Source organism: Alloalcanivorax venustensis ISO4 (genome assembly GCF_015356855.1).
GTDB lineage: Bacteria > Pseudomonadota > Gammaproteobacteria > Pseudomonadales > Alcanivoracaceae > Alloalcanivorax > Alloalcanivorax venustensis.
This window is the reverse complement of sequence record NZ_ARXR01000006.1, coordinates 91,586-110,353: the sequence shown is the minus strand read 5'-3', so window position 1 is coordinate 110,353 and position 18,768 is coordinate 91,586. Positions and strand designations below refer to the sequence as shown.

Annotated in this window: 20 protein-coding genes and 1 tRNA gene; 15 read left to right on the top strand and 6 right to left on the bottom strand. The window is 65.5% G+C overall.

What is annotated here, in order from left to right:
- The first annotated feature begins 21 nt into the window (after positions 1–21).
- Positions 22–1,071 carry a quinolinate synthase NadA gene (gene nadA, locus ISO4_RS05450; RefSeq protein WP_194855421.1) on the top strand — a complete coding sequence of 350 codons (1,050 nt, stop codon included), beginning with the start codon at positions 22–24 and terminating at the stop codon, positions 1,069–1,071.
- 27 nt (positions 1,072–1,098) lie between these two features.
- On the opposite strand, the gene ISO4_RS05445 is transcribed toward nadA, so the two are convergent.
- Entirely contained in the window at positions 1,099–2,535 is a 1,437-nt protein-coding gene (locus ISO4_RS05445; RefSeq protein ID WP_228547931.1) for a M48 family metalloprotease, read from the bottom strand.
- A gap of 118 nt (positions 2,536–2,653) precedes the next feature.
- Between ISO4_RS05445 and ISO4_RS05440 the strand changes: the two genes are divergently transcribed.
- Both ISO4_RS05440 and ISO4_RS05435 read left to right on the top strand, forming a co-directional pair.
- A complete protein-coding gene (locus ISO4_RS05440) occupies positions 2,654–2,881 on the top strand; it encodes a sulfurtransferase TusA family protein (protein ID WP_194855420.1) in 228 nt (75 codons plus the stop codon).
- A 15-nt stretch (positions 2,882–2,896) separates the two neighbouring features.
- Positions 2,897–3,994: an AI-2E family transporter gene (locus tag ISO4_RS05435; protein ID WP_194855419.1), complete on the top strand. Its 1,098-nt coding sequence runs from the start codon at positions 2,897–2,899 to the stop codon at positions 3,992–3,994.
- A gap of 114 nt (positions 3,995–4,108) precedes the next feature.
- Here the strand turns inward: ISO4_RS05435 and bcp are convergent, their stop codons facing one another.
- Positions 4,109–4,573, bottom strand: a complete 465-nt coding sequence (bcp, locus tag ISO4_RS05430; RefSeq protein ID WP_142948660.1) for a thioredoxin-dependent thiol peroxidase — start codon at positions 4,571–4,573, stop codon at positions 4,109–4,111.
- A 147-nt stretch (positions 4,574–4,720) separates the two neighbouring features.
- On the opposite strand from bcp, the gene dapA reads away from it, so the two are divergent.
- The 5 genes from dapA to ISO4_RS05405 all read left to right on the top strand — a co-directional run bounded on the left by dapA (position 4,721) and on the right by ISO4_RS05405 (position 9,082).
- On the top strand, positions 4,721–5,602 hold the full coding sequence (gene dapA / locus ISO4_RS05425; protein ID WP_142948659.1) for a 4-hydroxy-tetrahydrodipicolinate synthase: 882 nt from the start codon (positions 4,721–4,723) through the stop codon (positions 5,600–5,602).
- Entirely contained in the window at positions 5,602–6,219 is a 618-nt protein-coding gene (gene bamC, locus ISO4_RS05420; RefSeq protein ID WP_142948658.1) for an outer membrane protein assembly factor BamC, read from the top strand. Before dapA ends, bamC begins: the two co-directional genes overlap by 1 nt.
- 45 nt (positions 6,220–6,264) lie before the next feature.
- The gene (locus tag ISO4_RS05415) at positions 6,265–7,077 is read left to right on the top strand and encodes an MBL fold metallo-hydrolase (RefSeq protein ID WP_194855418.1); all 813 of its coding nucleotides are present in this window, start codon (positions 6,265–6,267) and stop codon (positions 7,075–7,077) included.
- A gap of 51 nt (positions 7,078–7,128) precedes the next feature.
- Complete coding sequence (gene purC, locus ISO4_RS05410) at positions 7,129–7,845, top strand: phosphoribosylaminoimidazolesuccinocarboxamide synthase (protein WP_194855417.1); 717 nt, start codon at positions 7,129–7,131, stop codon at positions 7,843–7,845.
- 64 nt (positions 7,846–7,909) lie between these two features.
- Positions 7,910–9,082, top strand: coding sequence for a phosphoglycerate dehydrogenase (locus tag ISO4_RS05405; protein WP_142948655.1), 1,173 nt, complete (start codon positions 7,910–7,912; stop codon positions 9,080–9,082).
- A gap of 330 nt (positions 9,083–9,412) precedes the next feature.
- On the opposite strand, the gene ISO4_RS05400 is transcribed toward ISO4_RS05405, so the two are convergent.
- The 4 genes from ISO4_RS05400 to ISO4_RS05385 form a co-directional block, all read right to left on the bottom strand.
- Complete coding sequence (locus ISO4_RS05400) at positions 9,413–9,574, bottom strand: DUF2474 domain-containing protein (protein WP_194855416.1); 162 nt, start codon at positions 9,572–9,574, stop codon at positions 9,413–9,415.
- Between the two features lie 17 nt (positions 9,575–9,591).
- Positions 9,592–10,599 (bottom strand): cytochrome d ubiquinol oxidase subunit II, encoded by a 1,008-nt coding sequence (cydB, locus tag ISO4_RS05395; protein ID WP_142948653.1) that lies wholly within the window; start codon positions 10,597–10,599, stop codon positions 9,592–9,594.
- A 3-nt stretch (positions 10,600–10,602) separates the two neighbouring features.
- The gene (locus ISO4_RS05390) at positions 10,603–12,045 is read right to left on the bottom strand and encodes a cytochrome ubiquinol oxidase subunit I (protein ID WP_194855415.1); all 1,443 of its coding nucleotides are present in this window, start codon (positions 12,043–12,045) and stop codon (positions 10,603–10,605) included.
- 112 nt (positions 12,046–12,157) lie between these two features.
- Positions 12,158–12,700, bottom strand: a complete 543-nt coding sequence (locus ISO4_RS05385) for a hypothetical protein (RefSeq protein WP_194855414.1) — start codon at positions 12,698–12,700, stop codon at positions 12,158–12,160.
- Between the two features lie 187 nt (positions 12,701–12,887).
- Here ISO4_RS05385 and ISO4_RS05380 point away from each other — a divergent pair, with 187 nt between their 5' ends.
- The 7 genes from ISO4_RS05380 to pheT all read left to right on the top strand — a co-directional run bounded on the left by ISO4_RS05380 (position 12,888) and on the right by pheT (position 18,748).
- Entirely contained in the window at positions 12,888–13,580 is a 693-nt protein-coding gene (locus ISO4_RS05380) for a GntR family transcriptional regulator (protein ID WP_067610418.1), read from the top strand.
- Between the two features lie 63 nt (positions 13,581–13,643).
- Positions 13,644–13,720, top strand: a tRNA-Val gene (locus tag ISO4_RS05375).
- Between the two features lie 125 nt (positions 13,721–13,845).
- The gene (gene infC / locus ISO4_RS05370; protein ID WP_142948650.1) at positions 13,846–14,403 is read left to right on the top strand and encodes a translation initiation factor IF-3; all 558 of its coding nucleotides are present in this window, start codon (positions 13,846–13,848) and stop codon (positions 14,401–14,403) included.
- A gap of 50 nt (positions 14,404–14,453) precedes the next feature.
- The gene (gene rpmI / locus ISO4_RS05365; RefSeq protein ID WP_067610414.1) at positions 14,454–14,648 is read left to right on the top strand and encodes a 50S ribosomal protein L35; all 195 of its coding nucleotides are present in this window, start codon (positions 14,454–14,456) and stop codon (positions 14,646–14,648) included.
- Positions 14,649–14,674: 26 nt separating this feature from the next.
- Positions 14,675–15,034 (top strand): 50S ribosomal protein L20, encoded by a 360-nt coding sequence (gene rplT / locus ISO4_RS05360; protein ID WP_067610411.1) that lies wholly within the window; start codon positions 14,675–14,677, stop codon positions 15,032–15,034.
- A gap of 305 nt (positions 15,035–15,339) precedes the next feature.
- Positions 15,340–16,359 carry a phenylalanine--tRNA ligase subunit alpha gene (gene pheS / locus ISO4_RS05355; protein WP_142948751.1) on the top strand — a complete coding sequence of 340 codons (1,020 nt, stop codon included), beginning with the start codon at positions 15,340–15,342 and terminating at the stop codon, positions 16,357–16,359.
- A 13-nt stretch (positions 16,360–16,372) separates the two neighbouring features.
- Positions 16,373–18,748: a phenylalanine--tRNA ligase subunit beta gene (gene pheT / locus ISO4_RS05350; RefSeq protein ID WP_194855413.1), complete on the top strand. Its 2,376-nt coding sequence runs from the start codon at positions 16,373–16,375 to the stop codon at positions 18,746–18,748.
- Positions 18,749–18,768: the final 20 nt, after the last annotated feature.

The window sequence follows — 18,768 nt, the reverse complement described above, 5'->3', positions numbered from 1 at the left end:
ACCCTGGGGTGGTGATGCCGTATGACAGCACAGGCCCAAGAGATCGTGCGCGCCCATTTGGCGGGCGCTAACGAGCAGACCGAACTCACCGACGATCAGCGTTCACTGTACCGTCAGCGCATTAAAGAACGGTTACAGGCCCGTGACGCCGTGATGGTGGCCCACTATTACACCGACCCCGAGATCCAGGCCCTGGCCGAGGAGACCGGCGGCTGCGTGGCCGATTCCCTGGAAATGGCGCGCTTCGGCCGCGACCACCCGGCCAGCACCCTGATCGTGGCCGGCGTGCGTTTCATGGGCGAGACCGCCAAGATCCTCAGCCCGGAAAAGCGGGTCTTCATGCCGACCCTGGAAGCCACCTGTTCCCTGGACATCGGCTGCCCGGAGGACGAATTCGCGGCGTTCTGCGACCAGCACCCGGACCGCACCGTGGTGGTGTACGCCAACACCTCGGCGGCGGTGAAGGCGCGCGCCGACTGGGTGGTGACGTCCTCCATCGCGGTGGAACTGATCGAATACCTGGATCAGCGCAACGAGAAAATTCTGTGGGCGCCGGACAAGCACCTGGGCAATTATGTGCGCAGTAAAACCGGTGCCGACGTGCTGTGCTGGGACGGTGCCTGCATCGTCCACGAAGAGTTCAAGGCCCAGGGTCTGGAAGATCTGAAGGCGGCTTATCCGGGCTCGGCGGTGCTGGTGCACCCGGAGTCCCCGTCGTCGGTGGTGGAAATGGCGGATGTGGTCGGCTCCACGTCGCAGCTGATCAAGGCCGCCCAGGAGATGGACAACCAGACCTTTATCGTCGCCACCGACAAGGGCATCTTCTACAAGATGCAGCAGCTGGCGCCGCACAAGACCTTCGTGGAAGCGCCCACCGCCGGCAGCGGCGCGGCGTGCCGCAGCTGCGCCCACTGCCCGTGGATGGCCATGAACGGCCTGGAAAACACCCTGGCGGTGCTGGAAGACGACAACGGCTGCGGCCAGGAAATCTTCGTCGATCCGACCCTGGCGGCCAAGGCCATGAAACCGCTGGACCGCATGCTCGAGTTCGGCGCCCGCCTTAAACCCTGATCCACCGGGGCGCCGTTCCGGGCGCCCCTAGAATTCCTCCGAGGACAGCCGCTCCATTTCGCTCATGCGTGCGTTCAGTTTGCTGCGCAGGGCGAACTGGCCGTCGGCCTCGTCCAGGGCGAAACGCATCTGCCGCAGGGCGGCCTGATCCTGACCGCGCAGAAACAGCACCTCCGCCCGGGCCCGGTGGGCGCGGGCGTTCTGGTCGCTGTTGCCCCAGGCGTCGGCGGCCAGCGACCACAGCATCGGGTCGTTGGGGCGCTGCAGCAGCAGCGGCTCCAGCAGCGGCGCCGCCTGTTCCGGCTTTTTGCTCAGCAGGTAGGCGCGGGCGGTCATCACCGAGGCGGCGTAGTCCTTGGGGTTGATGGTGAGCACCTCCTTGCCGCGCTCGATCACGTCGGCGTAGCGGCCCTGATCCATATCCACTTCCATCAGACCCAGCTGGAACCAGATCTGGTCCGGGTGCGCCTCCACCAGTTCGGTGAGCGCGCGGCGCGCCGCGTCGTAGCGGTCCTCTTTCAGGTCGGTGAGGGCGAGCCCGTAGCGCGCCGCCTGCTTCTGAACGCGGTCGTTGCTCTCCAGGCGCCGCCCGAAGTAATCCCGGGCCCGTTCCTGGCCGTCGAAGTAACGGGCCTGGATGCGCGCGCGCACCAGCTCGAAGGAGGCTGACGGATTGGCCGGCGGCGCGCTCAGCGAGCGCGCCCGGGCCCGGGAGTCGGCGACCCGCTCGGCGGTGAGCGGGTGGGTGAGCAGGAACTCCGGCGGGTCGCCGGAATAGCGCTGCTGTTCCAGCATGCGCTCGAAGAAGCGCGGCATGGCGCTGGGGTCCATGCTGGCGGCGGCGAGAATCTGCATGCCCACCCGGTCCGCTTCGTATTCGTTGTGGCGGGAGTAGGCCAGTTGCGCCTGGATCGACGCCGCCTGGGTGGCGGCGATGCCCGCCATGCCGGCGTCGCCGCTGCCGGCGATGGCCAGGGCGATGCTCGCCAGCATGGCGGCCAGCACCGCCGGGCCGCGCCGTTTCGAGTCCATGTAGCGGCGTGTGAAGTGGCGCTGGCTGACGTGGGCGATTTCATGGGCGACCACGCTGGCCACCTCGTCTTCGCTGGCGGCGTTCAGAAACAGGCCGGCGTTCAGGCCGATCACCCCGCCGGGCACGGCGAAGGCGTTGATGGCGGCGCTGTTGATCACCACGATCGCCAGGTCCGGTTCGTTCAGCTCGCTGAAGGACGCCAGCCGGTAGACCAGATGTTCCGCGTACTCCTGGACCAGCGGGTCCTCCATGATCGACGTCTGGCCCCGCAGATCGCGCAGCCAGCCGCGCCCGAGCCGGTACTCCTGCTCGGCGGAAATGATCGCCACGGTGGGGTCGCCCAGTTCCGGCAGATCCTGTTGTTGGGCCTGGCCCAGGCCCGCGCCCAGGCACAGCAAGGCCACAAGAGCGAAGCGCGCGGCAGCGATCAAAATGGACTCTCCTTAGCGATCCGCATTTTTCGTGTCACCATGATTCTGTCGCGACGAGGTGTCTCTGATAATGCCGTCATGTGCCCTATAATGACCGCCCCTGCGAACGGATCACACCATGGATATCAAATATCTGGATGCCCGCGGTCTGAATTGTCCGCTGCCGCTGCTCAAGACCCGGCAGGCGTTGCGCGCCCTGCGGGCCGGGGCCTTGCTGGAAGTGACGGCCACCGACGCCGGGTCGGCCCGGGACATCCCTGAATATCTTCGACAGTCTTCCCATGAGCTGGTTCGCCACGAGCAGGACGAGCGGGAATTCCGCTTTCTCATTCGTTGTGGCGACTAGGCCCGAGGTTCTCCGATGCTGAATGTGCTTAAAGGCTGGTTCAATGCCTGGTTCTCCGACGAGGAGGCGGTGTACCTGCTGTTTCTGTTGCTGGCGGGCTTCGCCGTGGTGCTGTTGTTCGGCGGCATTCTGGCGCCGGTGCTGGCGGCGCTGGTGGTGGCCTACCTGATGCAGGGGCTGGTCACCGCCCTGAACCGCTACCGGGTGCCGCCGGTGCTTTCCGTGAACCTGGTGTTTCTGGTGTTCCTGGCCGCCCTGGTGGCGGTGCTGGTGGTGCTGATGCCGCTGCTGTGGCGCCAGACCGTGCTGCTGGTGCGCGACCAGCTGCCGGATATTCTGCGCACCACCGAGACCTGGCTGCGCAGCCTGCCGGAGCGCTATCCGGAAATGATCTCCATGGAGCAGGTGAACACCCTGGTCACCATCGCCCAGCGGGAGCTGGCCCAGCTGGGTCAGTCGGTGCTCACCCTGTCGCTCTCCTCGATTCCCAACATGCTGGAAATCCTGGTGTTCCTGGTGCTGCTGCCGCTGCTGGTGTTCTTCTTCCTCAAGGACCGCGAGAAGCTGGTGGGCTGGGTGCTGGGCTTTCTGCCGGAGCGGCGGCGTATTCTCTCCCACGTCTGGCAGGAGATGGACCAGCAGATCGCCAACTATGTGCGCGGCAAGGCGGTGGAAATCCTGCTGGTGGGGTCGGTGACCTTCCTGGCGTTCCTGCTGCTGGGCCTGAACTACGCGGTGCTGCTGGCGGTGCTGGTGGGGCTGTCGGTGCTGATTCCCTATATCGGCGCCACCATCGTCACCGTGCCGGTGGCGGCGGTGGCCTACCTGCAGTTCGGCTGGGGCGGCGACTTCGCGCTGGTGATGGTGATCTACGGAGTGATTCAGTTCATCGACGGCAACATCCTGGTGCCGCTGCTGTTCTCCGAGGCGGTCAATCTGCACCCGGTGGCAATCATCACCGCGATTCTGTTCTTCGGCGGCGTGTGGGGCTTCTGGGGGATTTTCTTCGCGATTCCGCTGGCGACCTTGCTGAAGGCGGTGATCAATGCGTGGCCCAAGCGCAGTGATGCGTGGCGGTTGCCGGCGGGGGAAGTGGAGGGGAGTAAAGAGTAATAGAGAGGGCTCTGGGATCCTGCGGGGCAGCCTTTGCCGGCAAGCAAAGCTTGCCTTTCGCGGGCTGGGCCCGCTCCCACAAGGCCCGCTCCCGCGGGCCCGGTGGCACGGAAGTCAGAGGCCGTGGACGGCGTCGAGGACGTCCTCGGCGTGGCCTTTGACCTTGACCTTGCGCCAGATGTCACGCACCACGCCTTCTTCGTCGATCAGGAAGGTGCTGCGTTCGATGCCCTCGAATTCCTTGCCGTACATCTTCTTCAGCTTGATCACGTCGAACAGGCGGCAGACGGTTTCGTCCTCGTCGCTGATCAGTTCGAACGGGAACTCTTGCTTCGCCTTGAAGTTCTCGTGGCGGCGCAGGGAGTCCTTGGACACACCGAGGATCTCGCAGTTGGCTTCCTGGAAGTTGGGGTACAGGTCGCGGAAGTTCTGGCCTTCCGTGGTGCAGCCCGGAGTGCTGTCCTTGGGGTAGAAATAGAGCACCACTTTCTTGCCCTTCAGGGCCGACAGGGTGATGGTGGTGTCGCTGGTGGCCGGGGCGGTGAAGTCCGGCGCCGGCTGTCCTTCTTTGATTGTCATGGTTGTCTCCTGCTACTGCCTGATCGCGGCCTCGGGGCCGCCAGCGGCACAGCTTACCGGGCCGGGCAACGCTTGTCCGCCCTTCGGGCGGGGTTTACCATAGCGCTCCATTAATCAAGGCGTCGAAAGCGTTTAAGAGGAAGCGGCATGATTCGCGGCAGCATCGTGGCAATGGTAACCCCCATGCGCGAAGACGGATCGGTGGACTGGGAACGTCTGCGCGGTCTGGTCAACTGGCATGTGGAGCAGGGCACCCATGGAATCGTGGCGGTGGGCACCACCGGTGAATCCGCCACCCTGGGCTTCGAGGAACACGACAGTGTGGTCCGCGAGATCGTGGCGGTGGCCGACAAACGGATTCCGGTGATCGCCGGTACCGGCGCCAACAGCACCGAGGAAGCCATCCGCCTTACCCGTGACGCCAAGCGCGACGGCGCCGACGCCTGCCTGCTGGTGACGCCGTACTACAACAAGCCGCCCCAGGAAGGCCTCTATCAGCATTTCCTGGCCGTGGCCCGGGCGGTGGACATCCCGCAGATTCTCTACAACGTGCCCGGCCGCACCGCCTGCGACCTGCTGCCGGAAACCGTGGAGCGTCTTGCCAAGGTGCCGAACATCGTCGGCATCAAGGAAGCCACCGGCAACCTGGAGCGCGCGCGGGAAATCCGTGAGCGCTGCGGCGACGATTTTCTGATCTATTCCGGCGACGACGCCACCGCCCTGGAGCTGATTCTGGCCGGCGGCGACGGCGACATCTCGGTGACCGCCAATGTGGCGCCGGCGAAGATGGCCGCCATGTGTCAGGCGGCGGTGGACGGCGACGTGGACCGTGCCCGCGCCCTGAACGCGGAACTGGAACCCCTCCACCGTGATCTATTCCTGGAAGCCAACCCGATTCCGGTGAAATGGGCCCTGTACGAAATGGGTCTGATCGACAGCGGCATCCGTTTGCCGCTGGTTCATTTGTCGGAGGCCGCCCAGCCACGCTTGCGCGAAACGCTGCGTAGCTGCGGTCTCCTGGAGGGATAATGCATCGTAGTTTGATTGTTGCCGGCGCCGTGGCGCTGAGCGTGGCCGGTTGCGGCCTGATTCCGGATAACAGCCTGCGCTACCGCGAAGCGCAAGTGCTGGAGCCGATCACGGTACCCGGGGATATGGTGTTCATCGGCGCGGACCCGCTCTACGCGGTGCCGCAGATGGAGCGCCGCCTGCAGGGCAAGGGCGAGGGCGAGGACAAATTCGAAGCGCCCCGTCCGCCGCAACTGGTGGCGGCGCCCGGCGAAGCCGATGACGAGGAAGAGGAGACCCCGGCGGCGCCGGCCGACAACACCGGCCAGGCGGTGCTGGCGAAAGACGGCAGCGGCTACCCGATCATCATGATGCCCACCAGCTTCGCCTGGGCCTGGGAAAAGGTCAGCGAGGCGCTGACCCAGACCGATCTGCGCGTCACCGACCGCAACCGGGACCAGGGGGTGTTCTTCCTGACCGTGCCCGAGCGTTACCAGCTGCAGCCGCCCCAGGCGCGCCTCAAATTGAGCCACACCACCAATGGTATCCAGGTGGCGGTGCTCAACGAGGAAGGTACGGCGCTGGCCGGAAAGACCTCCGGCCTGGCTATCCTGGAAAGCATCCACGGCGAATTGTGAACCGGGCTCCGGCCGCCGGCCGGGCCGTTTAGGGGGAGAGCATTCTTGCGGCTGGCGTCCCTGGGCAGTGGCAGTAAAGGCAATGGCACCCTGGTGTGCGCCGGCGATCTGCTGGTGCTGGTGGATTGCGGTTTTTCCCTGCGTGAAACGGAACGCCGGCTGGCGGCGCTGGGGCTGAGCGCCACGGATCTGGCCGCGTTGCTGGTGACCCACGAGCACGGCGATCACGTGCGCGGCGCCGGCGCCCTGGCGCGCAAGTACAAGACCCCTCTTTACAGCACCTTCGGGACCGCTCGGGCGGTGACCGGCAAGGCCGCCGGTTTCCACGGCGCCGACTGGCGCGAAGTGCGCCCGGGCCGGACCTTCGAGCTGGCGGACATGACGGTGACGCCGGTGACCGTGCCCCATGACGCCCTGGAGCCCTGCCAGTACCGCTTCAGCTGGCGGCAACGGGAGCTGGGTGTGCTCACCGACCTGGGCTCGCTGACCCCCCATGTGGTGGACGCCTATCGCGAATGCGACGCCCTGGTGTTGGAGTGCAACCACGAGCCGGAGCTGCTCGCCGCGGGCCCCTATCCGGCGTCCCTGAAACGGCGGGGGGGGGGGGGCCCCTATCCGGCGTCCCTGAAACGGCGGGTGGGTGGTAATCTGGGCCACCTGAGCAATCAGCAGGCGGCGACGCTGCTGGGCCACTGCAACGTGGACCGGCTGCAGCACCTGGTGCTGTCGCACCTGAGTGAGCAGAACAATACGCCGGACCACGCCCTGGGCTGGATCCACCAGGCGGTGGAGGCGGGACGGGAGCGTATCCGCGTGGCCAGCCAGGAGCAGGGCTTCGGCTGGCTCGACATTCACTAAGACGCCCCGGCGGCGAGCGCGCGGGGTTCTCAAACTTAACGCAGGTAGGTCATGGAAAAGCGCGACGAACTCTACGCGGGTAAAGCCAAGTCCGTATTCACCACCGACGATCCGGAGCGGCTGGTGATCGTGTTCCGCAACGACACTTCCGCCTTCGACGGCAAGAAGAAAGAAGCGCTGGATCGCAAGGGCGCGGTGAACAACCAGTTCAACGCGGCGATCATGGAGATGCTCCACGAGGCAGGCATTCCCACCCACTTCGAAAAACTGCTCAGCGCCAACGAATCGCTGGTCAAGAAGCTGGACATGATTCCGGTGGAGTGCGTGGTGCGCAACATCGCCGCCGGCTCCATCGTGCGCCGCCTGGGCGTCGAGGAGGGCAAGGAGCTGAATCCGCCCACCTTCGAGCTGTTCCTCAAGGACGACGCCCTGGGCGATCCGATGATCAACGAATACCACGTGCGCAGCTTCGGCTGGGCCGAGCCCGAGCACATCGAAAAAATGAAAGAGCTGACCTTCAAGGTCAACGACGTGCTCAAGAAACGTTTCCTGAACGCCAACATGCTGCTGGTGGACTACAAACTGGAATTCGGCCTGTTCCACGGCGAGGTGGTGCTCGGTGACGAGTTCTCCCCGGACGGCTGCCGGCTGTGGGACAAGGACACCCGCGAGAAGATGGACAAGGACCGCTTCCGCCAGGACCTGGGCAACGTGATCGAGGCCTACGAGGAAGTAGGGCGCCGCCTGGGCATGACCTTCCAGCAATAACTCTGGAAATCAGGGCGGTTTACGGAGAGGCTGTGGTGATCCAGCAGCCCTTCGGAGGACCGCCATGTTCCGCATTCGCACCTACAACCAGATCGCCCTGCGCGGCCTGGAGCGTTTCCCCCGCGACCGTTTCGAGGTCGCCAGCGAATTGTCCGAACCGGACGCCCTGTTACTGCGCAGCCACCCCCTCGGTGGCGCCGACATCCCTCCGACGGTGAAAGCCGTGGCCCGCGCCGGCGCCGGCGTCAATAACATCGACGTGGCCCACTGCAGTGCGCGGGGCATTCCGGTGTTCAACACTCCCGGCGCCAACGCCAACGCGGTCAAGGAGCTGGTGGTGGCCGGCCTGCTGCTGGCCTCGCGCCACCTGCGCGAGGGGCTGGACTGGGTGGCCGGGCTGCGCGCGGACAGCGAAGCGGACCTGCACCGCCAGGTGGAAGAGGGCAAGAAGCACTTCCAGGGCCGCGAGTTGCGCGGCCGCACCCTGGGCGTGGTGGGGCTGGGCGCGATCGGTTCGCGGGTGGCGCACACCGCCCTGTCCCTGGACATGAACGTGATCGGCTATGACCCGGCGCTGAGCGTGGACGCCGCCTGGCGGCTGCCCAGCCAGGTGGCCCCCATGGCCAGCCTGGAAGCGCTGCTCGCGCGGGCGGATTACGTCACCCTGCATCTGCCGCTGCTGGACGCCACCCGGAATCTGATCGGCGCCGCCCAGCTGGCGCCCATGAAGGAAGACGCGGTGCTGCTCAACTTCGCCCGCCAGGGCATCGTCGACGACGCGGCGGTGGCCGAGGCGCTGCGCGCCGGCAAGCTGCGCGGCTTCGTCACCGATTTCCCCAGCCTGGCGCTGACCGGCGTTCCCGGCGTGCTGGCGCTGCCCCATTTGGGCGCCAGCACCGGCGAATCCGAGGAGAACTGCGCGGTGATGGCCGCCGAGGCGCTCACCGACTTCCTGGAAAACGGCAACATCCGCCACTCGGTGAACTTCCCCGACCTGATTCTGGAGCCGGGCCCGGGCGTGCGTCTGGCGGTGACCAACCGCAACATCCCCAAGATGCTCGGCCAGGTGCTGTCGGTGCTGGCGGACGCCGACATCAACGTGATCGACATGCTCAATAAAAGCCGCGACGAGCTGGCCTATAACCTGCTGGACCTGGAGGAAGAACCCACCGAGGCGGCGATGGCCAGAATCCGTGCCCTGGAAGGGGTGGTTAACGCCCGTCTGGTGCGTCCGTGAGCGGCGCACGGCCTGTCAGCGATTTCGCACCAAAACGGCGCCAGCAGCCTGTGACAGCGCCGTGAAAGGGCATTCCGTGGCTGGGAGTTTTGCACAGCGGACGGCGATTGCTCATTTCACTTTTAGCAAGCACCCGTAACCGCTTGATTTGTGAAGGAAAGGTTTGTAACTGATTGATTTTATTGAAATTAATAATATGGATATTTTTTCGTCATTTAGGGGTCATCGGCGTGATCATGGGCCCTGGGGACAGTTCCTGACAGACTATGCACAGAGTTATCCACAGAATCTGTGAGTAACTTTTTCGTGAGGATTTTCTTACACGCCGGTTCAGTTGGTCTGCAGGCCGATGGCGTTCATGAACAAGCGCATCAACCAGGCCACCCCACCCAGCGTCAGAACACTGGCCACCCAGATCAGCACCAACCAGCCCAGCCGCTTGCGCAACGGGGCGGTGGCGCCGTTGCGTTCCCGGGTTTCACGACCTTGCATGCGGACTCCTCAACGCGTCAGTGGTAGCCGTCGCCGGGGCGCACCTTGCCCCGGAACACGTAATAGGCGAAGGCGGTGTACATCAGAATGAAGGGGATGATCAGCAACGCGCCCACCAGGGCGAAGCCCAGGCTCTGGGGCGGGGCGGCCGCTTCCCAGATGGAAATGTCCGGCGGCAGGATGTTCGGCCAGCCGCTGATCGCCAGCCCGGCGTAGCCCAGGAACATCAGCAACAGCGCCAGCAGGAACGGCGCCACCGGCCGGCCCCGGGCCAGGGCCCGCTGCATCAGCAGGGCGGCGCCCACCACCAGCAGCGGCACCGGCGAGAACCAGACGATATTCGGAAAGCTGAACCAGCGTTCGGCGATCACCGGATCGCGCAGCGGCGTCCACAGGCTGATCACGGCGATGGCGGCGAGCAGAATCCACATCAGCGGCCGGGTCAGGTGGAACATGCGGAACTGCAGCTCGCCCTCGGTTTTCATGATCAGCCAGGTGCTGCCGAGCAGGGCGTAGGCGAACACCAGGGCGACGCCCGTGAACAGCGGGAAGGGCGCGATCCAGTCCAGCGGGCCGCCGGGGTAGGCGCCGTTCTCCACCGGCAGGCCGCTGACGTAGGCGCCCAGAACCACGCCCTGAAAAAAGGTGGCGGTGAAGGAGCCGCCGATAAAGGCCTTGTCCCAGATGTGGCGCTCGTGGTCGCGGGCCTTGAAGCGGAACTCGAACGCGATGCCGCGGAAGATCAGCCCCAGCAGCATGAAAATCAGCGGCAGATAGAGCGCCGTGAGCACCACCGAGTAGACCAGCGGGAAGGCGGCCAGCAGGCCCGCGCCGCCCAGCACCAGCCAGGTTTCGTTGCCGTCCCAGACCGGCGCCACGGTGTTCATCGCCACGTCGCGGTGGTGGCGGTCGGGAATAAAGGGATAAAGGATGCCGATGCCCAGGTCGAAGCCGTCCATCAGCACGTACATCATGACGCCGAAACCGATAATCAGCGCCCAGATAAGAGGCAGATCAATACCCATGGCTCAGCGCCCTCCGTCCGTGTCTTGATCGTCGTCCAGGTCTTCCTCCACCGCGGACAGGGGGCGCATGGCATGCCGTGGCCGCCCCGGCCCGCCGCTGGTTTCCCGGGTGCCTTCTTCCAGTTGCGGGCCCTTGCGCACCAGCCGCAGGGTGTACGCCACGCCGGCCCCGAACACGAACAGGTAGACCACCACGAACAGCGCCAGGGACACGCCCAGGGTGGTGGCGGAATGGGTGGAAACCGCGTCTTCGGTGCGCATCAGCCCGTATACCACCCAGGGCTGGCGGCCCACTTCGGTGGTGTACCAGCCGGCCAGGATGGCGATCAGCCCGGCGGGGCCCATCAGCAGCGCGAAGCGCAGGAACCAGCGGCTGTTGTAGAGCCGCCCCCGCCAGCGTTGCATCAGGCTCAGGCCGCCGAGCAGAATCATCAGCATCCCCAGGCCCACCATGATCCGGAACGACCAGAACACGATCGGCACATTGGGACGGTCCTCCGGGGCGAATTCCTTCAGCCCGGGAATGGTGCCGTCCCAGCTGTGGGTGAGGATCAGGCTGCCCAGGTGGGGCACCGACACCGCGAAACGGGTGCGCTCTTCCTCCATGTCCGGCCAGCCGAACAGGATCAGCGGCAGGCCCTCGCCGTCGGCGGCCTCCTCGCCGCCCCAGTGGCCCTCCATGGCGGCCACCTTGGCGGGCTGGTGCTCCAGGGTATTGAGCCCGTGGAAGTCGCCGATCACCGCCTGCACCGGCGCCACCAGCACCATCATCCACATCGCCATGGAGAACATCTTGCGCACCGCCGGGTTGTCGCGGCCGCGCAGCAGATGCCAGGCGGCGGAGGCGCCCACGAACAGCGCCGTGGCCAGGAACGCGGCCACCGACATATGGATCAGCCGGTAGGGGAAGGAGGGGTTGAAGATCACCGCCAGCCAGTCCACCGGCACCACCTGGCCGTTGATGATCTCGTGGCCCTGGGGCGTCTGCATCCAGCTGTTGGAGGCGAGGATCCAGAAGGTGGAAATCAGCGTGCCGATGGCCACCACCACGGTGGAAAAGAAGTGCAGCCCGGGGCCCACCCGGTTCCAGCCGAACAGCATCACGCCCAGGAAGCCGGCCTCCAGGAAGAAGGCGGTGAGCACTTCATAGGCCAGCAGCGGGCCGGTGATGCTGCCGGCGAATTCGGAGAAGAAGCTCCAGTTGGTGCCGAACTGGTACGCCATCACCAGGCCGGAGACCACCCCCATGCCGAAGTTAACGGCGAAGATCTTCACCCAGAAATGGTACAGGTCCCGGTACAGCGTGTTCTTGGTGTACAGCCAGAGCCCTTCCAGCACCGCCAGGTAGCTCGCCAGGCCAATGGTGATGGCGGGGAAGATGATATGAAACGAAATCGTGAACGCGAACTGGGCACGCGCCAGGTCCAGGGCCAGGGTTTCGGTCATGGTCGAAGCTCCTGAGTGATCCGGCGGCTCCGGGCGGGGCCGCTGTCATACCCGGTATGCTGCCCCATCAGGGGCATCCGCACCAAGTGACAAAAGGTCCTACCCCGGCCGGCTACAGCCGCAGCATCGGGAACGGCCGCCACGGCTGGGTGATCAGCTGCCGGGCGCTGAGGCCCAGCAGCAGGGCGTGGAAGCCGGCGTTGGGGAAACGCCGGTTGATCTCGCGCAGGCGCTCCCGGTTGACGCCGAAACGCAGCAGGCCCAGGGAAAGGTCGATCCAGTCCGCGCGCCGGAACGCCTCCACCAGGGTTTCGGCGGGGGCGTCGCTGCGGGTGAGTTTGTGGTGCTGGACGATCATGGCGTGGATTTCGTCGCTCCAGCTCTGCAGCCCGTGCTCGTCCAGATAGTGGCAGGCGAGCCGCGCCGAGGGCGGCAGGTAGTCGAAGGTGCCCGCCAGCCAGATGCCGGCGTCGTGGAAGAAGCCGGCCAGCTCCAGCTTGCGCAGATCGTCACCGGTGAGCGTGCGCTGCGCCGCCACCAGGTTGATCACCCGGTAAACGTGGTTCCGATAGGGCGTCTGGTCCCGCCCGAAGCGCTCCGCGTACTGGTCGAACAGGCCGTCCAGTTCCGCCAGTTCGGTGATTAGCCTTTTCATTACTGCCCTTGGCGTGGTGGCCGTCCGCAATCCCTCTGTGCCCTCAATTAACCAGACCGGGACAGGCTTGTCATGCCCGGGGTGGATTTTTTGCATTCGGCGCCGGCTTGGTGGTCCTGCCGGATTGTTTTATAGTCGGACAAAATGATTTCCATCGTCTTCCATTCGCCAGCGGACGCAGGCCAACGTGACCTTTAAAGCCCGGGAAAGCCTTTCCGAACAAATCGCCGGCCATCTGGCCGCGCAGATCATTCGTGGTGACATGCTGGCCGGCGACCGCATCCAGGAACTGCGCGTGGCCGGCGAGCTGGAAGTGAGCCGGGGGTCGGTGCGCGAGGCGTTGCTGATCCTGGAGCGGCGCCACCTGATCGACATCCTGCCGCGCCGCGGCGCGGTGGTGAAGGAGATGTCGGAGAGCCAGGTGCGCGGCCTCTATGAGCTGGTCCAGGTGCTGCTGGGTCTGGTGATCCGCAAGGCGATCAAGAATGTGCGCGAGGACGACCTGGACCCGATCATCGCCCTGATCCACGAGTTGCAGGTGGCGGCCTCCGACCGGGATCTGGAGCGCTTCTTCGACCTCAGCTTCCAGTTCCTGGAGCACGCCTATCCGTTCGCCCGCAACGGCTTCGTCGAGGACGTGCTCACCGACCTGCACCCGGCCCTGCAGCGCACCTATTTCATGGCGCTGCACCTGGATAACGACGAGATGAAAGAGTGCCTGTCGTTCTTCAAGGCGCTGGTGGAGACCATCTTCCGCCGCGACGTGCGCTCGGCCCTGGAGATCATCCGCGAATTCGCCGAGCACCAGTCCGAGCTGGTACAGGAATCCATTACCCGGGCCCGCCAGATCGAAGCGGCCTGGGGTGGCCGCCGTAAATAGCCCCCACAGGCCGATAAGGGCTTGCCAGCGGCGTCCTGGCTGCCTAGAATTGCGCCCCTCTGCAGAACCGTAGCTCAGTTGGTTAGAGCGCTGCCTTGACATGGCAGAGGTCGGCGGTTCGAATCCGCCCGGTTCTACCAGTTTCGAGCCGCTCTTGAATTCAGCGCTTGGCCACCCCAGGTTTACGCAGACCCGGGGGTCGCCTAGAATGACCTGCTATATTCAAGAGCCGCTGAGGTGATGGCGGCCTCGTTCGATTAACCAGTTGGAGGTTCACGATATTAAGCGTGGAGGCAAAGGCCGCGAGCAGCGAGCCAGAATTAATCAGCAAATCCAGGCGACTCAGGTTCGACTGATCGACGTCGATGGCGAGCAGGTAGGCATCGTTCCCTTAGAGGAGGCCATCGAGCAGGCCAGCGGCAAGCAACTGGATCTGGTGGAAATCTCCCCTGATGCGGAACCGCCTGTTTGCCGAATCATGGATTACGGCAAGCATCTGTTCGAACAAAAGCAGAAAGCCAAGGAGTCGCGCAAGAAGACGCGTCAGACTCAGCTTAAGGAAATCAAATTCCGTCCCGGCACCGACTCCGGCGACTATGAGGTGAAATTGCGTAACCTCAAGCGCTTCCTCGAGGCCGGCGACAAGACCAAGGTCACCGTGCGTTTCCGCGGTCGCGAAATGGCTCACCAGGAGCTGGGTCGCGAACTGCTGGAGCGGGTGGAGGCCGATCTCGCGGAACACGGTTCCGTCGAGCAACGCCCGAACATGGAAGGGCGCCAGATGATCATGGTGCTCAGCCCGGGCAGCAAGAAGAAAAAGTAACCGGAACCCCGGTTGCTTTTGTTTTATTCACACAACTTGAGACAGGTACCATGCCAAAGATCAAGACAAACCGCGGGGCCGCAAAGCGTTTTAAAAAAACCGCCTCCGGTTTCAAGCGTAAGCAGGCATTCAAAAACCACATCCTGACGAAGAAGTCCGCCAAGACGATTCGTCATCTGCGCCCCAAGACCCAGGTACACGAGTCCGATGTGCCCCTGGTCAAGCGCATGATGCCCTACAGCTAAATCACCGGTTTTTGGAGGTCTGAACAATGGCTCGAGTTAAGCGTGGTGTGCAGGCGCGTCGCCGGCACAAGAAAATTCTCAAGCAAGCAAAAGGTTATTACGGGGCGCGCAGCCGCGTCTTCCGCGTGGCGGTACAGGCGGTCACCAAGGCCGGCCAGTACGCTTACCGTGACCGCAAGGTCCGCAAGCGTCAGTTCCGTCGTCTGTGGATCGTGCGGATCAACGCCGCCGCCCGCGTCAACGGCATGTCCTACAGCCGTATGATCGACGGCCTCAAGAAGGCGTCCATCGAGATCGACCGTAAAGTGCTGGCGGACCTGGCGGTTCGCGATCAGGCAGCGTTTGGTGCTTTGGCCGAGAAAGCCAAAGCGAGTCTCGCCGCCTGAGCTGACTGTCGGTTAGCCTACACGACAGCACTCCGAAACGGGGGAAGAGCTCGCGCTCTTCCCCTTTTTTCGTTTGGAAGCCCCGACTGGGCCCTTTCGCGACGCTGTCGCCGGAGGCGACCCTTCGGGCCAGGGCCGTTTTGCTTCCGGCTCGGCGTTGCACCTTCTTGGCGGGCCTCCAGCCCGCCGGCGGCGGCGCGCCTTGATCCGAAAGCAAAACGACCCTGTCAGCGTCGCGAAAGGGCCCAGCCGGGGCTTCCGGAGCATCGAGGCAGAGAGATAACACGGGACAGGTAAATTATATGATGGAGAACCTGGAAAGCCTGGTGGAGGCGGCGCTGGCGGAAGTGGCCGGGGCCGGTGACGCGCGCGCGCTGGACGACGTGCGAGTGCGTTACCTGGGTAAGAAGGGGGAGATCAGCGCGCTGCTCAAGAGCCTGGGCGGGCTGAGCGCGGAAGAGCGGCCCAAGGCCGGCGCGCTGATCAACGAAGCCAAGCAGCGCGTTCAGGCGGCCATCGACGAGCGCCGCCAAACGCTCGAGGAAGCGGCCCTGAACGAACAGCTGAGCGCCGAGACCCTGGACGTGACCCTGCCCGGCCGGGGCGAACAGCCCGGGGCCCTGCACCCGGTCACGCGCATGCGCCGGCGCATGGAAGACTTCTTCCTGCGGCTGGGCTTCGACATCGCCGAAGGCCCGGAGGTAGAAGACGACTTCCACAACTTCGAGGCGCTCAACATTCCCGCCCACCACCCGGCCCGGGCCATGCACGACACCTTCTATTTCGGTGACGGCCGTCTGCTGCGCACCCACACCTCGCCGGTGCAGGTGCGCGTGATGCAGAAGGGCGAGCCGCCGTTCCGCATCATCGCCCCCGGGCGGGTGTACCGCTGCGATTCGGATCTCACCCACACGCCCATGTTCCACCAGGTGGAAGGGCTGCTGGTGGACGAGAACATCACCTTCGCGGACCTGAAAGGCACCGTGGCGGCGTTTCTCAAGTTCGTGTTCGAGGTGGACGACCTGCCGGTGCGCTTCCGGCCCAGCTACTTCCCGTTCACCGAGCCCAGCGCCGAGGTGGACGTGGGCTGCATGACCTGCGGCGGTGAGGGCTGCCGGGTGTGCTCGCACAGCGGCTGGCTGGAAATCATGGGTTGCGGCATGGTCCATCCCAAGGTGCTGGAGCACGGCGGCGTGGACGCCACCCGCTACAGCGGCTTCGCCTTCGGCATGGGCGTGGAGCGCCTCGCCATGCTGCGCTACGGCGTCAACGATCTGCGTCTGTTCTTCGAAAACGACGCGCGCTTTTTGTCGCAATTCGCCTAGGGGACTATAAAGAATGCGTTTCAATGAAGCCTGGTTGCGGGAATGGGTCAACCCGGACATCGATAGCGACACCCTGGCCCACCAACTGACCATGGCCGGCCTGGAAGTGGACGCCGTGGAGCCGGCGGCGCCGCCGTTCACCGGCGTGGTGGTGGGGCAAATCGTAAGCTGCCAGCCGCACCCGGACGCCGACAAGCTGCGCGTCTGTGAAGTCAGCGACGGCGAGAGCACCTTCCCGGTGGTGTGCGGCGCCCCCAGCGCCCGCGAAGGCCTGAAAGCGCCGTTCGCCCGGGTCGGCGCCGAACTGCCCGGCGACCTCAAGATCAAGAAAGCCAAGCTGCGCGGCGAGCCCTCCGAGGGCATGCTGTGCGGCGGCTCCGAGCTGGGTCTCGAAGACCGCATCGACGGCCTGCTGGAACTGCCGGAAGACGCCCCCGTGGGCACCGATATCCGCGACTACCTGTCGCTGAACGACACCGTCATCGAAGTGGACCTGACCCCCAACCGGGCCGACTGCCTGAGCCTGCGCGGCATCGCCCGGGAAGTGGGCGTGCTCAACCGCACCCCGCTCAACGAGCCCGCCATTGAGCCGGTGCCCGCCACCCTGGACGACCGCTTCCCGGTGACCCTGGACGACAGCGACGGCTGCCCGCGCTACCTGGGCCGGGTGATTCGCGGTATCAACGCCGCCGCCGAGACGCCGCTGTGGATGGTGGAGCGCCTGCGCCGCGCCGGCGTGCGCGCCATCGACCCGATCGTCGACGTGACCAACTATGTGCTTTTGGAGCTGGGTCAGCCGCTGCACGCCTTCGACCTGGCCAAGCTGGCCGGCGGCATCCGCGTGCGCCGCGCCCAGGCCGGCGAGACCCTGCAAAGCCTGGACGACCAGACCCTGGAGCTGAACGACGACACCCTGCTGATCGCCGACGACAACGGCCCCCTGGCCCTGGCCGGCATCATGGGCGGCCGCCCCAGCGCGGTGTCCGAAGACACCCGCGATCTGTTCCTGGAGTGCGCCTTCTTCAGCCCGCTGGCCATCGCCGGCCGGGCGCGCCGCTACGGCCTGCACACCGACGCCTCGCACCGCTATGAGCGCGGCGTCGACCCGGCCCTGCAACAACGCGCCCTGGAGCGCGCCACCGCGCTGATCCTGGAGATCGCCGGCGGCGAAGCCGGCCCGCTGGACGAAACCCTGGCCGAGGACAAGCTGCCCGAGCCCGCCACCATCGAGCTGAGCGCCGAGCGCGTGGCCCGCCTGCTGGGCGCGCCCCTGGACGACGCCAACATCGTCGACATTCTCGAGCGCCTGGGCATGACGGTCACCGAAACCGGCGCCGGCCAGTGGTCGGTGCGCGCCCCCAGCTGGCGCTTCGACATGGCGATCCAGGAAGACCTGATCGAGGAACTGGCCCGCGTGCACGGCTACGAGAATCTGCCCAGCCGCGTGCCCGCCGGCACCCCCGCCGGCGACCCCGCCCCGGAGAAAGAGCTGCCGCTGCGCCGCCTGGGCGACACCCTGCGCGACCGCGGCTATATGGAAGCCATCACCTACAGCTTTGTGGCCCCGGAGCTGCAGGCCAAGGTGGACCCGGACCACGCGCCGCTGGCGCTGCTCAACCCGATCTCCGCCGACCTGGGCGTGATGCGCACCGGCCTGATGGCCGGCCTGCTGAGCGCCGCCGAGCGCAACGTCAACCGCCAGTGCAGCCGCCTGCGCCTGTTCGAGACCGGCCTGCGCTTCGTGCCCGGCCCGGACGGCCTGGCCCAGGAACCCATGGTCGCCGGCCTGCTCTACGGCAGCGCCCAGCCCGCCCACTGGGAGGGCAAGCCGCGCCCGGTGGACTTCTACGACCTGAAAGGGGACGTGGAAGCGCTGCTGGCCCTGTCACAACCGGACGCCTTCGCGTTCCGGCCGGGCAGCCACCCGGCGCTGCACCCCGGGCAGTGCGCCGAAGTCACCCGTGACGGCCACACCGTGGGCCACCTGGGCCGCCTGCACCCGCGCCTGGCCGCGCAGCTCGACCTGCCCAAGGGCCTGTACCTGTTCGAACTGGCCCTGGAGCCCCTGCGTCTGGGTCGCCTGCCGCACTTCGAGCCGGTCTCCGACCAGCCCCGCGTGCAGCGCGACCTGGCCTTCGTGGTCGACGCCGACGTGCCGGCCGGCGAGATGGTCGCCGCCGCCCACCAGGCCTGCGACGACCGCCTGCGTCAGGTGCATATTTTCGACCTCTACCAGGGCGACAACATCGAGGCCGGACGCAAAAGCCTGGCGCTGACCTTGACCTTCCAGGATCCTTCGCGCACTCTTAAGGACGCCCAGGTCAACGACCTGGTGGAAGCGGTAGTATCTCAGTTAAAACAACAGTTTAAGGCGACCCTCAGGGACTGAAGAAGGGCCTGGATTGAGGC